Origin of the sequence: Stenotrophomonas sp. FR024 (assembly GCF_047500745.2) — a bacterium.
GTDB lineage: Bacteria > Pseudomonadota > Gammaproteobacteria > Xanthomonadales > Xanthomonadaceae > Stenotrophomonas > Stenotrophomonas maltophilia_A.
In genome coordinates, this window is sequence record NZ_JAXAXM020000004.1 from 133,070 (window position 1) to 152,135 (window position 19,066).

The following is a 19,066-nucleotide window of genomic DNA, read 5'->3' on the forward strand; positions in this document are numbered from 1 at the left end:
ACACCCATGGATACCGTCGACGGCAACGCCCCGCTGCGCTGGACGCTCACCCGCAATGCGCCGCTGCAGGCCCTGAACACCTTCCATGTGCAGGCCAGCGCCGCTCAGCTGCTTGAACTGCACGATGCCGCGCTGCTGCCGGAGGTATTGGCACTGCCCGAGGTGGCCAACGGCCCGCTGCTGGTACTGGGTGCCGGCAGCAACGTGCTGATCGCCGAGGATCTGCCGGGCACCGTGCTGGTGTTCGGCAACCGTGACATCAGCTTCCTCGAGCATCGCGCCGACCATGCCGTGATCCGCGCCGGTGCCGGTGTGCCGTGGCACGGCCTGGTGATGTGGTCGCTGCAGGAAGGCCTGTCCGGCCTGGAAAACCTCGCCCTGATTCCCGGCACCGCCGGTGCCGCGCCGATCCAGAACATCGGCGCCTACGGCGCGCAGGTCGGCGAGTTCATCCAGGCCGTCGAAGCCTGGGACTGCCAGGAGCAGGCCTGGGTGCGGCTGGACAACGAACAGTGTGGCTTCGCCTACCGCGACAGCGTGTTCAAGCAGCAGATGGACCGCTACCTGATCACCGCCATCGAACTGAAGCTGCCACTGCTGCATGACCTGCGCATGGACTACGCCGGCATCCGCGAGGAACTACAGGCACAGGGTGTGGAGCTGCCCAGTGCGGTGGACGTGGCCAATGCGGTGATCGCGATCCGCCGCCGCAAGCTGCCCGACCCGGATGTACTGGGCAACGCCGGCAGCTTCTTCAAGAACCCGGTGCTGCCGCTGGAACAGGTCGACGTGCTGCTGCAGCACTTCCCCGAGCTGCCGGTGTTCCCGTCCGACCAGGACGGCAAGCGCAAGGTCTCGGCGGCATGGATGATCGAGTCCTGCGGCTGGAAGGGCTTCCGCGAAGGCGATGCTGGCGTGGCGCCGAGCCACGCACTGGTGCTGGTCAACCACGGCAACGCCACCGGCGCTGAACTGCTGGCGCTGGCGCGACGCATCTCTGCTTCCGTGCTGGAGAAGTTCGGCGTGCCAATCGAACCGGAGCCCCGCCTGCTCGGCGCACAGTGGTGAACACCCCCGCCCTCTCCCCCAGCGCCACCCCGATGCGGGCGGCGCTGCTGATGCTCGGCAGCACGATGGCATTCGGCCTGATGGCGGTGGCGATCCGCTATGCCACGCGCTACGTGCCCACCCAGGAAGTGGCGTTCTTCCGCAACGCCTTCGGCCTGCTGGCGTTGCTGCCGATGCTGCTGCGGCCAGGCCACGCGCCGCTGAAAACCCAGCAGCTGCCGCGCTACTTCGTGCGCAGTGCGATCGGCCTGGGTTCGATGCTGTGCGCCTTCTGGGCATTGGGCCATCTGCCGTTGGCGCAGGCGGTCTCGCTTTCGTACTCCACCCCTCTGTTCGTCACCATTGCCGCCGTGCTGTGGCTGGGCGAGACCGTGCGCGTGCGTCGCTGGGCGGCGGTGGTTGTCGGCTTCATCGGCGTGCTGGTGATCGTGCGCCCCGGCACCGCCGGATTCACCGCTGGCAGTCTGGTCGCGGTGGCCGCCGCCGTGCTGAGTTCGCTGGTGGCGATCCAGATCAAGCAGCTCACCCGCATCGACAGTGCCGATACCGTAGTGCTCTACACCTACGTGTTCTGGGTGCCATTGTCGTTGGTGCCGGCCGTGTTCGTGTGGGTCTGGCCCACCGGCATGGCGTGGCTGTGGCTGCTGGCCACCGGCGTGCTCGGCACCATCGGCCAGCTGCTGTGGACGCGTGCGCTGCGCCTGGGTGAAGTCTCGGCACTGACCCCGATCAGCTTCCTGCAGCTGCCGCTAGTGACGCTGTTTGGCTGGCTGCTGTTCAACGAAAGCGTGGACCGCTGGACGATCATCGGCGCCGGCATCATCCTTGCCGCCAACGCCTACATCGCCCATCGCGAGGCCGTGCTGTCGCGCCGCGCAGCGAGCGCTGCGGCCTCGTCGGCAGCCAAGCCGGCCGAGTAGATCCGCGCCATGCGCGGATGATCCCTGCCCGCCTGATCAACGATGGCGGCGCGAAGAGCAGCCGAGCGCAACTGTAGAGTCGAGCCATGCTCGACTCATCGCGCGCAGCGCGACGCCTCATCGATGGCAGGTGACGTGCGTTTACAGCGCCCGATACACCCGCTCCGCCGCATCGAACACATTGCCCGGTGCGAACTGCTCACCCAGGTAATGCAGCGACTGCCGGCGCAGTTGCGGCGAACGCTCCTCACCATCGCTGCCCAGCAGCACCTGCTGGAACTCGATCAGATCCTGCAGGATGCGCCAGTGCCGGTACCAGGCGATCCAGCGCGGATCGCCGCGGTCGCTGCCGTAGCCGTCCTCGAAGCCCAGCGGATTCTCGCGCCCCCAGCGCCCGCCAACCGCCGCACCGATGAACATCAGGTCGCGCTCGCGCGGTGCCAGCGACAGGCCATCCCAATCGATCAGGTGCAGCCCTCCGTCATTGCCCATCAGCAGGTTGCCGGCATGCAGATCGGTGTGGCACAGATGCAGGTCTACCGGCACGTCCTGCAAGGCCGCGAGCAGTTCCCGTGCCTGTGAATGCAGCGCCGCGATGCGTGCATGCTGCTGGTCCCATACCGAAACGAATGCGCGGCCCAGCCCGTCCTTCGCGGCCGCCAGGCCCTCGCCGGCCAACCACTGCCCGACGGTCTCCAGCGCCGCGGTTTCCAGCCGGACGATCGGCAGCGCCTGCTGCAGTTCCGCCGGCAGCTGCGCACCGTGCAGGCGCCGCAGTACCTCACCCAGCCGTTTCCACTGGGTGCGGCTCAACGCTGCCTCGAACCCGGACTGGCCTTCCACATAAGGGAACAGGGTGAACTGCAATCCCCAACGCTGCACCGACGCACCACCGGTCAGTGCCGGCCACGGCGCGACGATCTCATCGATACCCAACGTGCCGCGCATCCAGTGCAGGCTGTCCCACACCGATGGGTCGACCTGGTAGGTGCGGCATTTCAACCACCACTGCCCGTGCCGCGCATCGACGCGATACACGCTGGCATTGGCGTCGGCGCCCACCGGGCGTGGCACCACGGCGGTCGGGGTGATGCCATAGGATTGTTGCAGGACTTCGCCGAGATGCTGCGCCGAAGCGAATGACATGGATGCAAGCGGAAAGTGTTACCTGCCGCCACTATCGCAGATGCGCTCGCCACGACACAGACATGTCCGTCACAACATCGCGTCGGCACGACCAGAGAACTAGCCTGCAATACGGCGCATCACCGCCTCCAGTGGACCGCGCGCGAACTGCCATGACCACAGCCACGCCGCAGCGGTCGCCAGCATCAGGAACAGCAGCGCCCACAACAGCACCGACGCGAGCGAGGCACTGCCATCAAGCAGGCCCAGGCTTTCCAGCGTGCCCATGCCCAGCAGGATGTGACCCACGTACAGGGTCAGGGTCATGCGCCCGGCCGCGGTGAACGGCTCCAGCCAGTGGCCCGGGCGTACACGCGTCAGCCACAGGCAGGCGGCGATGACACTGCAGGCCGCGCCCGCACCAGTAAGCACGTAGGCGGGTCCCGGCGGCATCGGCTGCGTTCCCAGCCACGCCTGCCAGAGCGTTCCCTGTGCGAGCTGCTGCACGCCATGTCCAGCCGCGATCAGCAACAGGCCCAGCACCAGCAATGCATGCTGCACCCGAGGCTGCGACAATTGAAGGCGCGCCAGCAGCATGCCCAGCAGGAAGAAGCACAGCCACGGCATCAACGGGTGGAAGCCATTGAACAGCAGGTTGCGGGCCGCGCCCGGCCATTGCCACAGACCGGCGTATTCCAGCGTCTGCCAGTTCCATCCCTGGCTGTAATCCCAATGCAGCAACGCCCAGAACGAACAGGCCGCCAGGCCCACGATGCTGGCCACCAACACCCGCGGCGAGGCACGCAGCCACAGCACTGCCAACGCGAAATACACCGCGTAGTAGTGCAGGATATCGGCCGGGAACAGGGTCAGGTTGAGCAGGCCCAGCACCATCAGGAACAGCGCGCGCCTCCAGGTCTGCACGCTGGCCGGCCACCACCCTTGCCGCTGCGTGGCCAACACCAGGCCCAAGCCAGCCAGCGTAACGAACGTCGCCGAAGCCTTGCCTTCCAGCAGATGGAAGAACCCTGCCAGCCAACCCTCACCCTCTGCCGGCACGGCCATCGCCAGACGGAAATTCACCAGCACCATGCCGGCCAGTGCCAGGTAGCGGGCCAGGTCCAGGCCGTGCAACCGCCGGTCCACGACGCTCATGCGCGTGCCCCGAGCAGCAGCGCGAGCAGGCCAAGATCCAGCGATGCCTCATTGGTGCCATCGGCTTCGCCCAGCCCCCGACGCAGTGCGTCGCTTTCGATGGCATCCAGCAGCACCTGCGCCTGCAGTGCCGGCGCCAGTACGGGACGCCGACGTTCGCGCTGTGCCATCTGCTGCAGGGCTTCGGCCAGCGTCGCCTGCAATTGCCTGCGATTGGCCGCGAAGGCCTCGGCGACGGCCGGATTGCGTGCACTCTCGGCCAGCACCTCCACTGCAAGTGTTGCCCACTCCGGCTGCCGGCACAGCGCATGGAAGTCCTGCAGGAAGGCCATCACCTGTGTGCGTTCGCCATCGGACGCGGCCAGTCGCTGCAGCAACGGTGCCAGCTCTTCGCTCTCGGCCACCGCCACCGCCAGGATGATCGCTTCCTTGCCCGGGAAGTGGTTGTAGAGATTGCCCAGGCTGACACTGGCCGCCTGTGCGATGTCACGCATGCTGGTCTGGTGGAATCCCTTCGCGAGGAAGCACTGCAGGGCGGCCTGCAGGATCTGCGCGATGCGTTGCTCGTTGCGGTCGGCTCGGTTCATGGTGCGAATAGTGAACGAACGTTCGTCCAATTAGAAGCTGGCGATCCGGCCAACGCCGGGCTCCGTTCAGCCAGCCTTGACCTCAACTGCGGTTGAGGCCCGATGCTGCGCGGCCTGTCCCACGCTCAACCCGGAGTTCCTGCATGCCACGGATGATCACCACCCTGCTCGACAGCCGCGTGCTGTGGCTCCTCGCGCGGCTGTTGCTGGCCGTGGTGTTCCTGTCCTCGGGCCTGGCCAAGCTGCTGGCGTGGGACAACAGCGTGGCCGAAATGCAGGCGGCCGGGCTGCAACCGCCTGTGCTGTTCAACATCGCCAGCGCCGTGGTGCTGCTGGGTGGCGCACTGTGCCTGCTGCTCGATCGCCTGCTCTGGCTGGGCAGCGGCGCGCTGGCGGTGTTCATGCTGCTGACCATCGTCATCGTGCATACCTTCTGGAACAAGCACGGCGCCGAACAGCAGCTGGCCCTGTTCTTCGCGCTGGAACACCTGAGCGTGGTCGGTGGCCTGATCTGCGCGGCCATCGCCAGCCATGCGCGGGCTCAGAAGAACTCGTCGAGCAACCGGTAGAACGCCAGCCGGCGCTCGTCGGCCACCGCGCCGTAGCGTTGGAACAACGGCGCGACCCAACGCGTGTCGCCGAAGTTGTGGACCAGGCTGCGCGCGGCCAGCGCCAGATCCTGGTAGCGGTCGGCCACACCCAGCCGGCCACAGTCGATGAAACCACTGAAGCGACCCTGGACCGCCATCAGGTTCGGTAGGCAGGCGTCTCCATGGCTGACCACCAGGTCTTCATGGTCGGGCCGAGTGCTGCACAGTTCGGCGAAGACCTGCTGCGGACTCTGCCCCAGGCGTTCGTCATCGAAATCATCGGCATCCACCAGGCCCGCTTCAATGCGGGCCTGCGCGACCTGCACGCGCGACGCCAGTCGCTGGTCGAACGGACAGGCTGCCACCGGCAACGCATGCAGCCCGCGTAGCGCGTCGGCCAGCAGCTCCACCAGCTGCTGCGGCGCGAGCTCCGGCGACGAGGCCAGGTCGCGGCCAGGCAGCGCGCTCATCAGCAACCAGCGCCGGCCCGCCTCTTCGGCAGTGGCAATCACCGTTGGCACCGGTTGTCCCTGTGCCTGCAGCCAACGCAGGCGTGCGATCTCATCGCCCAGCTCACTGAAGGCGTCGATCACTTCCGACTTCAGGAAGGCATCGGCCTGGCCCGGCCGATGCACGCGGGCAACATCCGCACGCGACACACCAATCGATTGCCGCTCGATGCGCGCATCGGCCAATGCGTCCTGCCACGCCCACGGCAGCGGCATGTCATCAGTGATGGATTCGGGTGCTTCCATGCCGAGGTGTTCCTGTTGCCGGTGACCCCACGGATTCTCGCTCATCCTGCATGGACCGCAGCCAACAACAACGCGGAAAGGTACATGCCCAGGCCGAACACACTGTGCGCCACCAGGCTGCGCAGGCGCGCCTTGCCCGGCGCCGGGGTCTTTGAAGCGGCAATGCCCGCGCCCATGCCCGGCTGCAGGATGAGGAACGGTGCAGCGACGCTGAGGATGCCGAAGGCCAGCGCCGGCCCCAGTGTCGGCGCCTGCACCCAACCGTTCCCCACCACGGCCAGCAGCAACGCGGCGAAGACCATACCGATCACGTAATGCGCGGTCCAGCCCAGCGCGCGCTCGCCACTGACCGCTGCCGAGCGGCCGATGCCATCGTGGCGGAAGCGACCGCGCGGCAGATGCCCCAGCCAGCGGCCCACCATCGCGAAATCCAGCGAGGGAATGCCAAGCAGCCGCCGCTGCACCAGCGCCCACAGTTCCATCACTGCGGTCGCTCCCACGCCGACTACCACCGCATCCATCACGAATGTCGCCAAGCCAGCCATATCGCGCACCTTCAATTATTTGCTTTAATGATAGAGCGATGCTAGCGTGCGCCGCATGACCGCTGCAACAGAGCCACCGCTCTCACCGCTGGAAGCCTTGGCCGAGATCGCCCGCACGCTCGGCCATGCCCATCGCCTGGCCCTGCTGGAGCACATCGCCCAGGGCGAGCGCGCCGTGGAGCGCCTGGCCGAACTGACCGGGTTGTCGGTGGCCAATACCTCCCAGCATCTGCAGCAGCTGCGCCGTGCCGGCCTGGTTCAGACCCGACGCGATGGCAAGCGCATCCTCTACCGCAGTGGTGAGGGTCCGCTGGGCAACCTGCTGGCCGCGCTGCGCGACTACGCCGACCACCAGCGCAGCGAGATGCACGGCGTGATCCACGACAGCCTGCAGCGCCGCGATGCTCTGGAAGGCCTGACTGTCGAGCAGTTGCTGGAACAACGCAGCAGCGTGGTGCTGCTGGATGTGCGGCCGCGTGAGGAATTCGATCTGGGCCACTTGCCCGGCGCGCTGAACATTCCCGTTACGGAACTGCGTGCACGGATGGACGAACTGCCGCGTGCCGTCCACATTGTCGCGTACTGCCGCGGTCCCTACTGCGTGCTGTCCAACGATGCGGTGGCGATGCTGCGCGAGGCCGGACTGACCGCGCAGCGGCTCGCCGCCGGTTACCCCGAATGGAAGGCCGCCGGCCTGCAGGTGGACCTGCCCCGGCACTGAGCGAGACACCGGTCATGGATGATGTGTTTGCCCCGTTGATCGATGCGACCTGGCGCAGCGTGTTCTCCGGGCAGCGCATGCTGCAGGATGATCCGCTGCTGCAGTTGGCGTGCAGCGATGATTTCGATGAGGGCGAGGACGGCATGCTGCTGCAGCCGGTCGCGGGCCCCGCGCGCGCACTGCTGCGCCCGGCCCTGGCCGCTCGCCTGCAACTGCACGCGCAACCGCACTGGACGCTCCCGCAGCTGCAACTGCGCCTGCAGCAGCTCGGCCAGCGCACGCATGGCGCGGATCGCGTCTTCTACTTCCCCGCCGCAGAACTTGCGGCCCTGGCCGAGCGCCCTGCACCGCCACATATCCGCCGTCTTGGCCCGGCCGACGCAGCCGCGTTCGACGGGTTCCAGGCCAGCGCGAGCGAGGAGGATCTGGATGCCGCTTGGGTCGAGCTGGACCACTGGCAGGTGTTCGGCGCCTTCGATGGCGAGCGGCTGGTTACCGCGGGAAGCATGTACCCGTGGAGCCTGGATCCAGCCCTGGCCGACATGGGCGTGCTGACCCTGCCCGAGGCCCGCGGTCGCGGGCACGCGCGCCAGCTGGTACACGCCATGGCCATGTCCGCGCAGGCGGCCGGGCTGCAGCCGCAGTACCGTTGCCAGCTCGACAACACCGCCTCGATCATTACCGCCGAACGCAGCGGCCTGCGTGCGTTCGCCGATTGGGACACCGTTCTGGCGGTCGACTGAGGCCGCCGCAGTACAACAAGGAAGCAACATGAAATTGATGGTCATCGGCGCCAGCAGGGGCCTCGGTCGGGCGTTCGTGGAAGGCCTGTGCAGTGCAGGCGACACCGTCTTCGGCGTTTCACGCAACCGACCGCGCGATATTGAATGCCCCGAGGGCGTCACCCTGCAGTGGATCGAAGCCGATCTGTCCCAGCCGACCGTGGCTGCCGACCACATCGCAGCACAGGCACCTGCCGATCTGGATGTGCTGATCCACAACCTGGGCATCTGGGAACAGACCGCCTTCAGCGACGAGTACGCCTTCCTCGACGAAACCGATGCCGCACTCACCCAACTCGTCGACGTCAACATCACCGCCACCCTGGTGCTGCTGCAGCGCCTGCTGCCGCGGGTGCTGGGCGCGCCACGCCCGCAGCTGGTGCTGACCGGCTCGACCTCGGCACTGCCACGCAGCGGCCGCCTGGAAGTGGCGTTCGGCGCATCCAAGTTCGCGCTCAACGGTATCGCCGATGCACTGCGCGAGGGCTTCCGCGATCGCCGCCTGGCGGTGACCAGCCTGCAGCTGGGCTACCTCAACACCGACGATGCACTTTCAGTGCCGGTGGCAGAGGCCGCAGCGCGCGGCGACGGCGAGCTGGTGCCGGTGCACGACGTCGTTGCGATGGTGCGCGCGTTGCTGCGGCTGTCACCGTCCGGCTTCGTGCGCGAACTGGTGCTGCCGGCCATCGCCGACCCACGCTACTGACCACGCCTGCGCAGGCCAGGCTCGAACTCTTCGCGCAACAGGTACCCGAGCACGATGGCGGTCAGCACGGTCGCCATCGCGAGGACAAACAGCTGGCCACGGACGGACTCCATGTATGCCTGGGCCAGCGCCGTTCTCGAAACGCCGGGCAATGCCTCCACCGCTCCGCCAAGGTTGCCCATGGACAGCCTGTGCACGGCGGCACGGGCCACGACGCTGGCCTCAAGCGCCATACTCCCGCCAATCCGGGCAGAAAGCATGATGCCGACAAGCGCGAGGGCAATGGAATCGCCTGCCAGTCGCATTGCGTTGAAGATGCCCGCGGCCATGCCTGCCTGCTCTTTGCCGACCACGCTGACCGCCAGGCCATCCATGATCCCCCAAGGCAGACCGATGCCGATCCCGATGACCAGCATCGGCATCCAGCGCACCGAAGGTAGCTGGAACACCTGGGCCAGCCATGCCAGCCCAAGCGCGCCGATCAACAGGCCCGCACAGCACAGCGTCCGCGCCGGAATCCAGCGCAGCAGGTAACCGGCAACCAGGGGCACAACCAGCAAGGGTGCAGACAGTGCTGCCATCGCCAGTCCAGCCTCGGTGGGCCGCAGTCCTTCAACACCGATGAACCCCGCCGGCAGCACCACCAGAAGGACGACGTACGAGAACGCAGGCGCAGCGGCGAGAATCTGCACGCCGACAAAGCGCCGGTTGCGGAACAGCCCGAGATCCAGCAGCGGTGTTCGATGGGAGCGCTCGACGGCAATGAACGCGGCCAGCAACACCATCGAGAGCGCCAGCAATACCAGCGTCTGCGGATGCAACAGGCCGCGTTCCGGCAGCACGATCATGGCGTAGGTGAGAGACCCCAGCGCCAGCATGAAGGTGACGGCGCCCAGCCAATCCAGGCGTGGCGAACCGGTGCTCTTCGATTCGACGGATGACAGGGCGACCAACGGTACGGTCAGGGCGGCCAGCAACGCAGGCAGGAAGAACACCCATTCCCAGCCCAGCGCATCGATCAACCCGCCTGCCAGCAGCGGACCGCCTGCGGCTCCTGCACCAAAGGTGGTGCCGATCAGGCTGAACACCCTGGCCCGCGCCTGGCCGTCGAACACCTGCGCCAGCGACGCCATTGCACCCGCAAACGCAGCCGACGCCGCCATCCCCTGAAGCAGTCGCAGTGCATTGATCCACGCCACATCGGGCATCAAGGGGATCAGGCCGGTGACGAGCGCAAACGACGCGCCGCCCAGAATCCAGATCCGGCGCCTGCCATGCAGATCGGCCAGCCCACCGGCCACCAGCGTGGTGCAGCCGTAGGTCAGCAGGTAGGCGTTGATGATCCAGGACAACGCCGCAGGCGAACCGCCCAGCGCGTCCCGGATGGCGGGAATGCCCACGGCGGGGCTGGCAATGCTCAAGGGAATGGTGAGCGCCGTCAGGCAGCCCGCCAGCACCACTCCAAAGCGTGATGATCCGGCCGTCTCAGCAGAGGCAACAGACATGTCGATGAAGCTCCAGCGTGGCCAGGCGCCACCGCATTGATGCTAGCGACGACGCTATCGCGTAAAAATCCATCGTTGTGTCCGTGCTTTAATGACATGAACGTCATCAATGGCCATGTCATGGACAGCTTTGCCGGTCTCAGCCTCTTCGTTCTGGTCGCCGAGGCACGCAGCTTCGCGGCCGCAGCACGACAGCGTGGCATCACCCCTTCGGCGGCAAGCAAGACCATCGCCCGGCTGGAAGAGCGCCTGGGCGCCCGCCTGCTGAATCGCAATACCCGCAGCGTCAGCCTGACTGCCGAAGGCGAGCAGTTCCTTGAACGCTGCCGTCGCATCATGACCGAGGTCGCCGCAGCGGAGCGCGAGCTGACCGACGCCCAGGCCGCGCCCAGCGGTCGCCTGAAGGTCAGTCTTCCACTCGCCAGCGGACTGATGCTGCCGGTGCTATCGGCCTTTGCGCACCGCTTCCCGGCCATCGAACTCGACCTGCACTTCAGCGACCGTCTTGTCGATGTCATCGAGGAGGGCTTCGACGCCGTTGTCCGCACGGGCAACCCCGCCGACTCCAGGCTGCGCGGCCGCAACCTCGGCAGTGCCCGCCTGCTCTGTGTGGGCGCCCCTGCGTACTTCGCCAAGCGCGGCACGCCACAGCACCCGGAGGATCTGAGCGGCCACGCGTGCCTTCTCCATCGCTTTCCCGGCACCGGCCTGATCGAACGTTGGCCGCTGCCCACGCATGAGGGAGGCACCGAGCCGCGGCTGACTGCCGCAATGACCGCCAATCATCTTGAGACGATCCTGCACATGGCCATTGACGGCCATGGCATTGCGTGCCTGCCCGACTTCGCCACGCGTGATGCGCTGGACCGCGGTGAACTCGTCAGCGTCCTGGACACATGGAGCACCGAGCGCAGCACCTTCTGGGCCCTCTGGCCAAGCCATCGCCATCAGCAGCCGCGTGTACGCGCATTTGTCGATTTCATGGCCGAACACCTCCTGCCCGAACCCAGCCAGTGCAATTGAACCTGCGCCCTGCTGCGACTACGCTGCTCGTCACTGGCCGTCGGTCACAGGCGGGAACCTGCTATGGATGCGCTTTCACGGGTCTCGGCCCAGGTCCTGGACAGCGCCCTGCCCAGCCTGCCGCTGTACCTGCTGCAGGCCACGGCGGTGATCGGCATGATCGGCGTGCTGCTGATCGCCACCCGCCGCGCCGGGCACGCCATTGAAGGCCGTCGCCTGTATGTCGGCGTGGCGCTGGGCCTGATCTACCTGTTCAATTCCTGGTTCGTGGCCCGTTACACCCAGGGTGTGGTCAAGCTGCACCTCGGCTTCGACATCCTGCTGGTCAGTGGCCTGCTGGGCGGTTGGCGCGGCGGCCTGACCTGCCTGGCCGCCAGCCTGCTGGCGCGCTACCAGTTTGCCGGCACCCAGTATTTCCTGCCGGCCGGCCTCGAGGCCACGCTGCAGATGCTGGCCGGCGTCTGGCTGCGCAGGCGCCTGCACCCGCGCATGCTCAATGAGCTCTCGCTGCGCGTGATCCTGCAGGCCTGGGGCGTGCGTATCGCCGTCACTGCGTTGGGCCTGGCACTGGGCGTCGCAATCATCGGCGCCAATCAGCTACCCGTGGAGGAGTTGGCAATCCAGCGGCTGCTGGCACTGCCACTATCGCTGCTGATGCTCGGCGCGGTGTTCGCGCTGGTCTACAACGATGCGCAGATCGATGCACAGCGTCAGCGCGAACAGGCCTGGCTGCGCATTGATCCGATCAGTGGCCTGCCCAACATGCGTGCACTTGGCGAACGCCTGCAACATTACTGGCGCGACAACGACGGCATCGGCAAGGCCTGCCTGATCGTGGCCGAGATGGGCAACCTGCGCGATCTGCGCCTGCGCTACGGGCCGCTGCAGGACAACGGCCTGTGGCAGCGCGACAGCACCGACGAGGTGCATCGGCTGCTGCCCTCGCTGCCAGCCGGGCAACTGGAGATCTACCAGTTCGGCGATGCCGCGCTGGCGATCCTGGTGCGCGACCTGACCTTGTTCGAACTGCGCACGCAGCCGCAGATCACCGAGCTGGCCAGCAACCTGGCCGATCGGGTCGGCCGCGATTGGCCCGGCTTCCGGCCGCTGTTCCGCTGTGCGGTGGTCGAATTGAAGCCCCCAGCCGATGCCGACGAAGGACATCTTCCGTTCCGCGCGATCACCGTGGCGCTGAGTGCGATCGAATCCGGCGTTGTGTTCTTCGACGATCCGATCCAGCGCGACAGCGAGATCGACGCCCTGATCGAAGTCGCCCTCGAACGCTGGCTGCAGCAGGGAGATGCCCCCCTGTGCTACCAGCCCAAGCATCGCCTTCAGGATCGCCAGCTGGTCGGCGCCGAAGCACTGCTGCGTATGCGCGACGGCGAGGGCCGGCTGATCGCGCCGATGCGGGTGATCTCGCTGCTGCGCCGGCAGGGGCGGTTGGCTGAACTGGAATGGGCCACGCTGCAGTCGGCCATCCACTTCCTGCAGCAGTGCCGACGCGATGGCTCGCAGCTGAAGATCGCCGTGAACGTTTCGGCCGAGTCACTGCGCCTGCCCGACTTCGGCCTGCGCCTGCAGGAATTGCTGGCACTGCACGATGTGCCCGGCGTGATGCTGCGCCTGGAGATCGTCGAATGGACCGAGATCGTCGAGCGCGACGTGGTCGATGCCAACATCGCACAGCTGCTGGCGGCGGAGGTCACGCTGTCACTGGATGATTTCGGTGCCGGCTATTCAACCCTGATCCTGCTCTCGCAGCTGGCCATTGCCGAGGTCAAGATCGAGCAGGCGTTGATTGCCACCCTGTCCGACGCCAAGTCGCAGTCGATCGTTCGCTTCATCGTCGAAGTCGCGCATCGCTGCGGTGCGATCGTGGTGGCCGAGGGTACCGAAACCCTCGCGCAGGAACAGCAACTGCGCGCACTGGGCGTGGATGTCGGCCAGGGTTATCTGTACTCGGCCGCGTTGCCGGCCGACGAGTTCCGCCGCTTCGCCGCCAGCTAGACCGCGTAGTAACCCAGGAACATCGCCACCGCCGATTCGGCCACGCGTGCGCGCTCCTGTTCGTTCAACGGCGCCTGCCCCATCGTCACCTGCGGCCAGAATGCAAAGCTCTTCACCAGCCCGTGCAGCTGGTGGCCGGCGAACTCCGGATCGACCTGGCGCAGCCGGCCATCGGCGATTGCCGCGCGGATCCACGCACTCTCACCGCTTTCCTTCTCGCCCATACGGCAGACGATGGCCTGCGCACGTTCCGGCGAATGGATGATCTCGGCCATTGCCACCCGTGCCAGGTCGATGAAGTTGGCATCACTGAGCAGCTCCAGCTTCTGCCCCAGCAGCTGCATCAGCTGCGACTGCAGCGGCTGGTCGGCGCGGTACGGCAGTGCGTCGCTGGCCACGCTGCGCTCCCACAGCTCCTCCAGGATCATCGAGAACAACGCTTCCTTGCTCGGGAAGTGGTTGTAGACGGTGCGCTTGGAGACCCCGGCCACCTCGGCGATGCGGTCCATGCTGGTCGCCTCGTAGCCCGATGCACGGAACTCCTCCACCGCCGCACGCACGATGGCTTCGCGTTTGCGGTCGGTCAGGCGTTGCGGGGCACGGGACATGGCAGGAACCAGATAACTGAACGGACGCCACCATTTTACACCCGGCAGTGTACTTTTGAAAAACACGAAACTACACTGTGCAGTGTACCCAGCGGACGTCACCCATGAAGCGCCTGCTCCTTGTCCTTTTGCTTGGAATCCTCGCCGTGACCGCCTATACCTTCTGCAAGTCCTGGTCCCTCCCCGACTTCCCCGATTCGCCGCAGTACCGCGACGGCAAGTTCCGCAATGCCCTGCCGCGTCCGGCGATGGGCCTGCGCGATGGCGCGGAGATCTGGTGGACGTTCCTGTTCAACAAGCCCAAGGGCACCGTGCCCGCCCACCCCATTCCGGTGCTGCCGCTGGACCGCACCACCCTGGACGCCGCGCCGGATCGCAGCCTGTTCCGGCTCGGGCATTCCACGATCCTGCTGAAGCTGCGCGGCCAGTACTGGCTGACCGACCCGGTGTTCTCCGAGCGCGCCTCGCCGGTGCAGTGGATGGGCCCGGCGCGCTTCCATGCACCGCCGATCAGCATCGACGAACTGCCGCCGCTCGCCGGCGTGATCCTCTCGCACAACCATTACGACCACCTGGACCATGCCGCAGTGATGCAGCTGGCCGGCAAGACCGCGCGCTTCATCGCACCGCTGGGTGTGGGCGACCAGCTGATTGCGTGGGGCGTGGACGCCAGCAAGGTCGAACAGCTGGACTGGTGGCAATCGACCGAAGCCAGCGGCCTGCGCCTGACCGCCACCCCGGGCCAGCATTTCTCCGGCCGCGGTCTGGGCGACAGCGATCGCAGCCTGTGGGCGTCATGGGTGATCCAGGACGATGACTTCCGCATCTTCTTCAGCGGCGACACCGGCTACTTCGACGGCTTCAAGGCCATCGGTGAGAAGTACGGCCCGTTCGACCTGACCATGATCGAAACCGGTGCCTACGACCCGCGCTGGGCCTTCGTGCACATGCAGCCCGAGCAGACCCTGCAGGCGCACCTGGACCTGCGCGGCAAGTGGCTGCTGCCGATCCACAACGGCACCTTCGATCTGGCGCTGCACGCATGGCAACAGCCGTTCGAGCGCATCACTGCATTGGCTGGCGCAAAGAACGTGCCGGTGGCCACGCCGATGATGGGCGAAGCACTGGACATGCAGGCGCCGCAGGCGGGTACGCGCTGGTGGGAGACGGTGGAGCTGTAATGGGGGATGCCGCTTGACCTGCCGGAAGCCATGTAGAGCCGAGCCATGCTCGGCTGCTTCCGAGAAATGCGCCGTGGACGTCAAACAAGCTCAGCTTTGGAGGCACCGAAATTGGAGACGCCGGCAGCATTGCTGACATCGACATGCACGGTTATCAATTCGGCTTCCGGTAGCGCACTCTGAACCTGCACGCATGCGGCACGCGCGACATCGTCTGCGGCTGTGCCTTCTCGCTGGAATCGCAACGCCAACACGCCCGGCGAACCACTGCCCAGCAGCGCATCGTCGCACCCCACCTCTGCAAGACCTCGCTCAAATGCACTGAGATCTTTTCCGGTATCAGGCACTCGGTACATCAGCGTGAAACTGAATTCCATCATCAATCCATTTCAGATCGGTGGTCGCTGCCAGTCAGGATAGGGGCAAGCCGGCAGCCGTCCAGAGCCACATCCGTCAGCGCTCCCGCGATGGCAGCGCCAGCGCCCGGCGGCGCTGCAGTGCGTCATGTAACCGATTACATCCCTTGCTAGCGTAGCGCTCGCCCGATTCCGGTCGAACCTGCGAGGCTGTCCGTAATGACGTTGCGCGCCGAACGCTCCAAGGTCTCCCGCCCACCTGCCCGATGGCGACCTGCCGCCACTCTGATGCTCGCCGTCCTGGCATCCTCCGCGCAGGCACAGACATTGCCACCACGCAGCCAATGGCAGGCCAGCGCCTCCTCGCAGCAGGTTCCGGCGATGGCGATCAGCCATCTGATCGACGGCGACCCCAAGACCGTCACCGGCGGTGCCTTCAGTCCGGGCCACTGGTTCCAGATCGACCTCGGCGCGCCAACAATGCTGGCCGGCGCACGCCTCACCTGGGATGTCTCCAACCCGGAAGGCTATTCGCTGCAGACCTCGCTGGACGGCACACAGTGGCAGACCGCGTACACCATGGCCGATTCGCTGGGCGACGTGGAAACGCTGTACTTCGCGCCACGCCAGGCGCGCTACCTGCGGTTGGCCAGCCCGCAGCGCACGTCCGACTGGGGCGTGTCGATTTTCGAGATGGAGCCGCTGGACAGCACGCTCAGTGCGCGCGTGGCCGGACTCGATGCCACGCAGTCCGCGGCACTCTGGCAGGGCGGCAGTGCGGTGGCGATTCCCGCCGGCAAGGGCGGTACCCACACACTCGACATCGTTCTGCCGCGCGCGCAGTCCAGCACCGGGCTGGCGGTGGACTGGGCCAATGAGCACGGCGCTGCGCGCCTGCAGGCACGCGATGCCCAGGGCCGCTGGCACGAACTGGCCACGGATGCACAGGCGGCAACCCGGCAGCAGAGCTGGCTCGCGGCCAGCGCGCCGCTGGACCTGCAGGCACTGCGGCTGAACGTCGACGGCGATGCCCCCCAGGTGGCACGCATCCGCCTGCTCGGCCCGAAGGCGGTGATGACGCCGATGAAGCGTTACCAGATCGCCGCCAGCGGCGCACAGCGCGCGTTGTTCCCCGCCTCGCTGCAGATGCAGCAGACCTACTGGACTGCGGTCGGCGTGCACGCGGGCCGGCAGAAGTCGATCTTCGACGAGTACGGCAACGTCGAGGCCTTCAAGGGCGCACCGCTGGTGCAGCCGATCTGGCGCAATGCCGATGGCAGCGCAGCCGGTGCCGCCGGGCAGAAGGTGCAGCACGCACTGCGCGACGGCTGGAAGCCAATCCCCTCCGCCACCTGGTCACCGCAACCCGGGCTGGAGCTGCGCAGTGAGGTGTTCGCCATCGAGCGCGATGGCCAGCCGGTGACCTTTCTCCGCCATCGACTGCACAACACCGGCACCACCGCGATCGACGGCACGCTGACCCTGGCGGTACGACCGATGCAGATGAACCCGCCATGGCAGAACGGTGGGCTGTCTCCGATCCGCGAGGTCGCCGTCGAAGCCAACACGGTGCGCGTGAACGGCCGCACGCTGCTGCGCTCGCTCACGCCGGTGGCTGCGTCCGGCGTTGCGCCGTTCGGGAAGGACGGCGCAACGGAGATCACCGCGGACATCGCTGCCGGCGAACTGCCTTCCTCGCAGCAGGCACGTGACGAGCAAGGACTGGCCGCAGCCGCATTGAGCTACCGGATCCGCCTCGCGCCCGGTGCCAGCGATGCGGTGGTCGTGGCGTTCCCACTCGGTACCGCCGCTGCCGATGCCAATGGCGTGCTGCCCGAGGCGCCTGCGCTTGACCTGTCCACGCTGCCCCGTGATGCCAATGCGGCGTTCGAGACGCTGGCCACGCAGGCGTCCGCAGATTGGCAGGCGCGGCTGGGCCAGGTCGGCCTGCGCCTGCCCGATCCCTCGCTGGTCGACATGCTGCGCGCGCAGGCTGCCTACATGCTGATCAACCAGACCGGCCCGGCCATGCAGCCCGGCCCGCGCAACTACAACCGCTCCTTCATCCGCGATGGCATGGCCACCTCGGCGGTGCTGCTGCGCATGGGCGAAGCCAAGGTCGCGCGCGACTACCTGGCGTGGTACAGCCAGCACGGCGTGCACGGCAGCGGACTGGTCTCGCCGATCCTCAACGACGATGGCAGTGTCAACACCGGCTTCGGATCGGATATCGAGTACGACAGCCAAGGCCAGTACGTGACGCTGGTGGCCGATGTCGCACGCCTGGATGGTGGGCCCGAGTCGGTGCGTGACTACCTGCCGAAAGTGAAGGCGGCGCTGCGCTTCCTGCAGCAGCTGCGCGAGCGCACGCTGGTAGCGGGTTACATGGCTGACCAGCCAGCGCCGGAGCGCTTCGCGGGCATTCTTGCGCCGTCGATCAGCCACGAGGGCTACCCTTCGCCCACCCACAGCTATTGGGATGACTACTGGGGCCTGAAGGGCTGGCACGACGGTGCGTGGCTGGCAGAGGCACTTGGCGACCATGAAACCGCCCGTTGGGCGCGCGAACAGTACAAGCTGCTGTACGACGCATTGCATGCCTCGATCCGCGCCACGATGGCGTGGAAGGGCATCGACTTCATCCCGTCCTCGGCGGATCTGGGTGATGGTGATCCCACCGGCGTATCCATCGCGCTGGATCCCACCGGCGCGCAGAGCGTGCTCCCGGCCGAGGCGCTGCGCACCACCTTCGCCCGCTATCTGGACGATGTGCGCAAGCGCAACCAGCCCGGGGCGCTGTATGCCTACACCCCGTACGAGATCCGCAACGTGCTGAGCTATGTGCACCTGGGCCAGCCGCAGGCGGCCGACGAGCTGCTACAGGGGCTGCTGCATGATCGGCGCCCGCTTGAGTGGCAGGTGCTGGCCGAGGTCGTGCATTCGCGGCTGCGCTTCCCGCGCTATCTGGGCGACATGCCGCACACCTGGATCGGCGCCGAGTATGGTCGCACGTTGTTCGGCATGCTGATGCGCGAGGACGATGACGCGTTGTCATTGCTGCCGGGCACGCCGCCCTCGTGGGTGGCGGGCGATGGATTGGCGGTGGAGCGTCTGCCGACCGCGTATGGCACGTTGCAGATGCAGGCGCGGCAGCGCGACGGCACGCTGACGGTCACGCTTGGTAAAGGGCTGCGCAGCGGGACGGCGGTGAAGGTCTGGTGGCCGGCGCGGACGATGCCGAACACGGTGCGTGTGGATGGACGCGAGGTTACCGCGTTCGATGCGGAAGGCGTGCGCGTGGCGAAGCCGTTCAAGACGCTGGAGGCGCGTTGGTAGAGTCGAGCTTGCTCGACTGCATTTCGCCGATCACCATGCGCCAGTCGAGCAAGCTCGACTCTACAGGGGCGGGGGGGGGGGGGGGGGGGGGGG

General features: G+C 66.8%; 18 protein-coding genes. 10 read left to right on the plus strand and 8 right to left on the minus strand.

Going from position 1 to position 19,066, the window contains the following annotated elements; all coding sequences use genetic code 11:
• The first annotated feature begins 6 nt into the window (after positions 1-6).
• Both murB and ACMZ91_RS06285 read left to right on the plus strand, forming a co-directional pair.
• A complete protein-coding gene (gene murB, locus ACMZ91_RS06280) occupies positions 7-1,068 on the plus strand; it encodes a UDP-N-acetylmuramate dehydrogenase (protein WP_049421351.1) in 1,062 nt (353 codons plus the stop codon).
• A gap of 32 nt (positions 1,069-1,100) precedes the next feature.
• A complete protein-coding gene (locus ACMZ91_RS06285; RefSeq protein WP_414577429.1) occupies positions 1,101-1,988 on the plus strand; it encodes a DMT family transporter in 888 nt (295 codons plus the stop codon).
• A gap of 141 nt (positions 1,989-2,129) precedes the next feature.
• Here the strand turns inward: ACMZ91_RS06285 and ACMZ91_RS06290 are convergent, their stop codons facing one another.
• The 3 genes from ACMZ91_RS06290 to ACMZ91_RS06300 form a co-directional block, all read right to left on the minus strand.
• Positions 2,130-3,134, minus strand: coding sequence for an aminoglycoside phosphotransferase family protein (locus tag ACMZ91_RS06290; RefSeq protein ID WP_049462048.1), 1,005 nt, complete (start codon positions 3,132-3,134; stop codon positions 2,130-2,132).
• 99 nt (positions 3,135-3,233) lie between these two features.
• On the minus strand, positions 3,234-4,268 hold the full coding sequence (locus ACMZ91_RS06295) for a DUF418 domain-containing protein (RefSeq protein WP_414577410.1): 1,035 nt from the start codon (positions 4,266-4,268) through the stop codon (positions 3,234-3,236).
• Positions 4,265-4,855 carry a TetR/AcrR family transcriptional regulator gene (locus ACMZ91_RS06300; RefSeq protein WP_049462081.1) on the minus strand — a complete coding sequence of 197 codons (591 nt, stop codon included), beginning with the start codon at positions 4,853-4,855 and terminating at the stop codon, positions 4,265-4,267. Before ACMZ91_RS06300 ends, ACMZ91_RS06295 begins: the two co-directional genes overlap by 4 nt.
• A 143-nt stretch (positions 4,856-4,998) precedes the next feature.
• Between ACMZ91_RS06300 and ACMZ91_RS06305 the strand changes: the two genes are divergently transcribed.
• Positions 4,999-5,424 (plus strand): DoxX family protein, encoded by a 426-nt coding sequence (locus tag ACMZ91_RS06305; RefSeq protein WP_134951090.1) that lies wholly within the window; start codon positions 4,999-5,001, stop codon positions 5,422-5,424.
• Here ACMZ91_RS06305 and ACMZ91_RS06310 read toward each other — a convergent pair.
• Both ACMZ91_RS06310 and ACMZ91_RS06315 read right to left on the minus strand, forming a co-directional pair.
• Entirely contained in the window at positions 5,397-6,200 is an 804-nt protein-coding gene (locus tag ACMZ91_RS06310) for an APH(3')-II family aminoglycoside O-phosphotransferase (RefSeq protein WP_197655582.1), read from the minus strand. The genes ACMZ91_RS06305 and ACMZ91_RS06310 overlap by 28 nt on opposite strands.
• 41 nt (positions 6,201-6,241) lie before the next feature.
• Positions 6,242-6,745 carry a DUF2938 domain-containing protein gene (locus ACMZ91_RS06315; protein ID WP_414577413.1) on the minus strand — a complete coding sequence of 168 codons (504 nt, stop codon included), beginning with the start codon at positions 6,743-6,745 and terminating at the stop codon, positions 6,242-6,244.
• Between the two features lie 55 nt (positions 6,746-6,800).
• On the opposite strand from ACMZ91_RS06315, the gene ACMZ91_RS06320 reads away from it, so the two are divergent.
• Genes ACMZ91_RS06320 through ACMZ91_RS06330 form a run of 3 tightly spaced genes read left to right on the plus strand, consistent with a single transcriptional unit; the run spans position 6,801 to position 8,954 of the window.
• Positions 6,801-7,466 (plus strand): ArsR/SmtB family transcription factor, encoded by a 666-nt coding sequence (locus tag ACMZ91_RS06320; RefSeq protein ID WP_197655580.1) that lies wholly within the window; start codon positions 6,801-6,803, stop codon positions 7,464-7,466.
• Positions 7,467-7,480: 14 nt separating this feature from the next.
• Complete coding sequence (locus ACMZ91_RS06325; RefSeq protein WP_414577415.1) at positions 7,481-8,209, plus strand: GNAT family N-acetyltransferase; 729 nt, start codon at positions 7,481-7,483, stop codon at positions 8,207-8,209.
• Positions 8,210-8,237: 28 nt separating this feature from the next.
• Entirely contained in the window at positions 8,238-8,954 is a 717-nt protein-coding gene (locus ACMZ91_RS06330) for an SDR family NAD(P)-dependent oxidoreductase (RefSeq protein WP_414577417.1), read from the plus strand.
• Here ACMZ91_RS06330 and ACMZ91_RS06335 read toward each other — a convergent pair.
• Positions 8,948-10,459, minus strand: a complete 1,512-nt coding sequence (locus ACMZ91_RS06335; RefSeq protein WP_414577419.1) for an MFS transporter — start codon at positions 10,457-10,459, stop codon at positions 8,948-8,950. The two genes, ACMZ91_RS06330 and ACMZ91_RS06335, sit on opposite strands and share 7 nt — an antisense overlap.
• 96 nt (positions 10,460-10,555) lie before the next feature.
• Here ACMZ91_RS06335 and ACMZ91_RS06340 point away from each other — a divergent pair, with 96 nt between their 5' ends.
• Together ACMZ91_RS06340 and ACMZ91_RS06345 are read left to right on the plus strand one after the other, a co-directional pair.
• Complete coding sequence (locus ACMZ91_RS06340) at positions 10,556-11,482, plus strand: LysR substrate-binding domain-containing protein (protein WP_414577421.1); 927 nt, start codon at positions 10,556-10,558, stop codon at positions 11,480-11,482.
• 63 nt (positions 11,483-11,545) lie between these two features.
• Complete coding sequence (locus ACMZ91_RS06345; RefSeq protein ID WP_049398556.1) at positions 11,546-13,492, plus strand: EAL domain-containing protein; 1,947 nt, start codon at positions 11,546-11,548, stop codon at positions 13,490-13,492.
• Here the strand turns inward: ACMZ91_RS06345 and ACMZ91_RS06350 are convergent.
• A complete protein-coding gene (locus ACMZ91_RS06350; protein ID WP_414577423.1) occupies positions 13,489-14,100 on the minus strand; it encodes a TetR/AcrR family transcriptional regulator in 612 nt (203 codons plus the stop codon). The two genes, ACMZ91_RS06345 and ACMZ91_RS06350, sit on opposite strands and share 4 nt — an antisense overlap.
• Positions 14,101-14,204: 104 nt before the next feature.
• On the opposite strand from ACMZ91_RS06350, the gene ACMZ91_RS06355 reads away from it, so the two are divergent.
• Positions 14,205-15,281, plus strand: coding sequence for an MBL fold metallo-hydrolase (locus ACMZ91_RS06355; RefSeq protein WP_414577425.1), 1,077 nt, complete (start codon positions 14,205-14,207; stop codon positions 15,279-15,281).
• Positions 15,282-15,361: 80 nt separating this feature from the next.
• On the opposite strand, the gene ACMZ91_RS06360 is transcribed toward ACMZ91_RS06355, so the two are convergent.
• Positions 15,362-15,658, minus strand: a complete 297-nt coding sequence (locus ACMZ91_RS06360; RefSeq protein ID WP_049398559.1) for a hypothetical protein — start codon at positions 15,656-15,658, stop codon at positions 15,362-15,364.
• A 198-nt stretch (positions 15,659-15,856) separates the two neighbouring features.
• Here ACMZ91_RS06360 and ACMZ91_RS06365 point away from each other — a divergent pair, with 198 nt between their 5' ends.
• Complete coding sequence (locus tag ACMZ91_RS06365; protein WP_414577427.1) at positions 15,857-18,973, plus strand: discoidin domain-containing protein; 3,117 nt, start codon at positions 15,857-15,859, stop codon at positions 18,971-18,973.
• Positions 18,974-19,066 lie beyond the last annotated feature (93 nt).

Excerpts from the sequence above, each read along its gene's own strand:
- ACMZ91_RS06365 (WP_414577427.1), top strand. The coding sequence starts at position 15,857 with ATGACGTTGCGCGCCGAACGCTCCAAGGTCTCCCGCCCACCTGCCCGA.
- ACMZ91_RS06355 (WP_414577425.1), top strand. The coding sequence starts at position 14,205 with ATGAAGCGCCTGCTCCTTGTCCTTTTGCTTGGAATCCTCGCCGTGACC.
- ACMZ91_RS06360 (WP_049398559.1), bottom strand. The coding sequence starts at position 15,658 with ATGGAATTCAGTTTCACGCTGATGTACCGAGTGCCTGATACCGGAAAA.
- ACMZ91_RS06350 (WP_414577423.1), bottom strand. The coding sequence starts at position 14,100 with ATGTCCCGTGCCCCGCAACGCCTGACCGACCGCAAACGCGAAGCCATC.
- ACMZ91_RS06300 (WP_049462081.1), bottom strand. The coding sequence starts at position 4,855 with ATGAACCGAGCCGACCGCAACGAGCAACGCATCGCGCAGATCCTGCAG.
- ACMZ91_RS06295 (WP_414577410.1), bottom strand. The coding sequence starts at position 4,268 with ATGAGCGTCGTGGACCGGCGGTTGCACGGCCTGGACCTGGCCCGCTAC.
- ACMZ91_RS06325 (WP_414577415.1), top strand. The coding sequence starts at position 7,481 with ATGGATGATGTGTTTGCCCCGTTGATCGATGCGACCTGGCGCAGCGTG.
- ACMZ91_RS06345 (WP_049398556.1), top strand. The coding sequence starts at position 11,546 with ATGGATGCGCTTTCACGGGTCTCGGCCCAGGTCCTGGACAGCGCCCTG.
- ACMZ91_RS06305 (WP_134951090.1), top strand. The coding sequence starts at position 4,999 with ATGCCACGGATGATCACCACCCTGCTCGACAGCCGCGTGCTGTGGCTC.
- ACMZ91_RS06315 (WP_414577413.1), bottom strand. The coding sequence starts at position 6,745 with ATGGCTGGCTTGGCGACATTCGTGATGGATGCGGTGGTAGTCGGCGTG.
- ACMZ91_RS06310 (WP_197655582.1), bottom strand. The coding sequence starts at position 6,200 with ATGGAAGCACCCGAATCCATCACTGATGACATGCCGCTGCCGTGGGCG.
- ACMZ91_RS06335 (WP_414577419.1), bottom strand. The coding sequence starts at position 10,459 with ATGTCTGTTGCCTCTGCTGAGACGGCCGGATCATCACGCTTTGGAGTG.
- murB (WP_049421351.1), top strand. The coding sequence starts at position 7 with ATGGATACCGTCGACGGCAACGCCCCGCTGCGCTGGACGCTCACCCGC.
- ACMZ91_RS06340 (WP_414577421.1), top strand. The coding sequence starts at position 10,556 with ATGAACGTCATCAATGGCCATGTCATGGACAGCTTTGCCGGTCTCAGC.
- ACMZ91_RS06330 (WP_414577417.1), top strand. The coding sequence starts at position 8,238 with ATGAAATTGATGGTCATCGGCGCCAGCAGGGGCCTCGGTCGGGCGTTC.
- ACMZ91_RS06290 (WP_049462048.1), bottom strand. The coding sequence starts at position 3,134 with ATGTCATTCGCTTCGGCGCAGCATCTCGGCGAAGTCCTGCAACAATCC.
- ACMZ91_RS06285 (WP_414577429.1), top strand. The coding sequence starts at position 1,101 with ATGCGGGCGGCGCTGCTGATGCTCGGCAGCACGATGGCATTCGGCCTG.
- ACMZ91_RS06320 (WP_197655580.1), top strand. The coding sequence starts at position 6,801 with ATGACCGCTGCAACAGAGCCACCGCTCTCACCGCTGGAAGCCTTGGCC.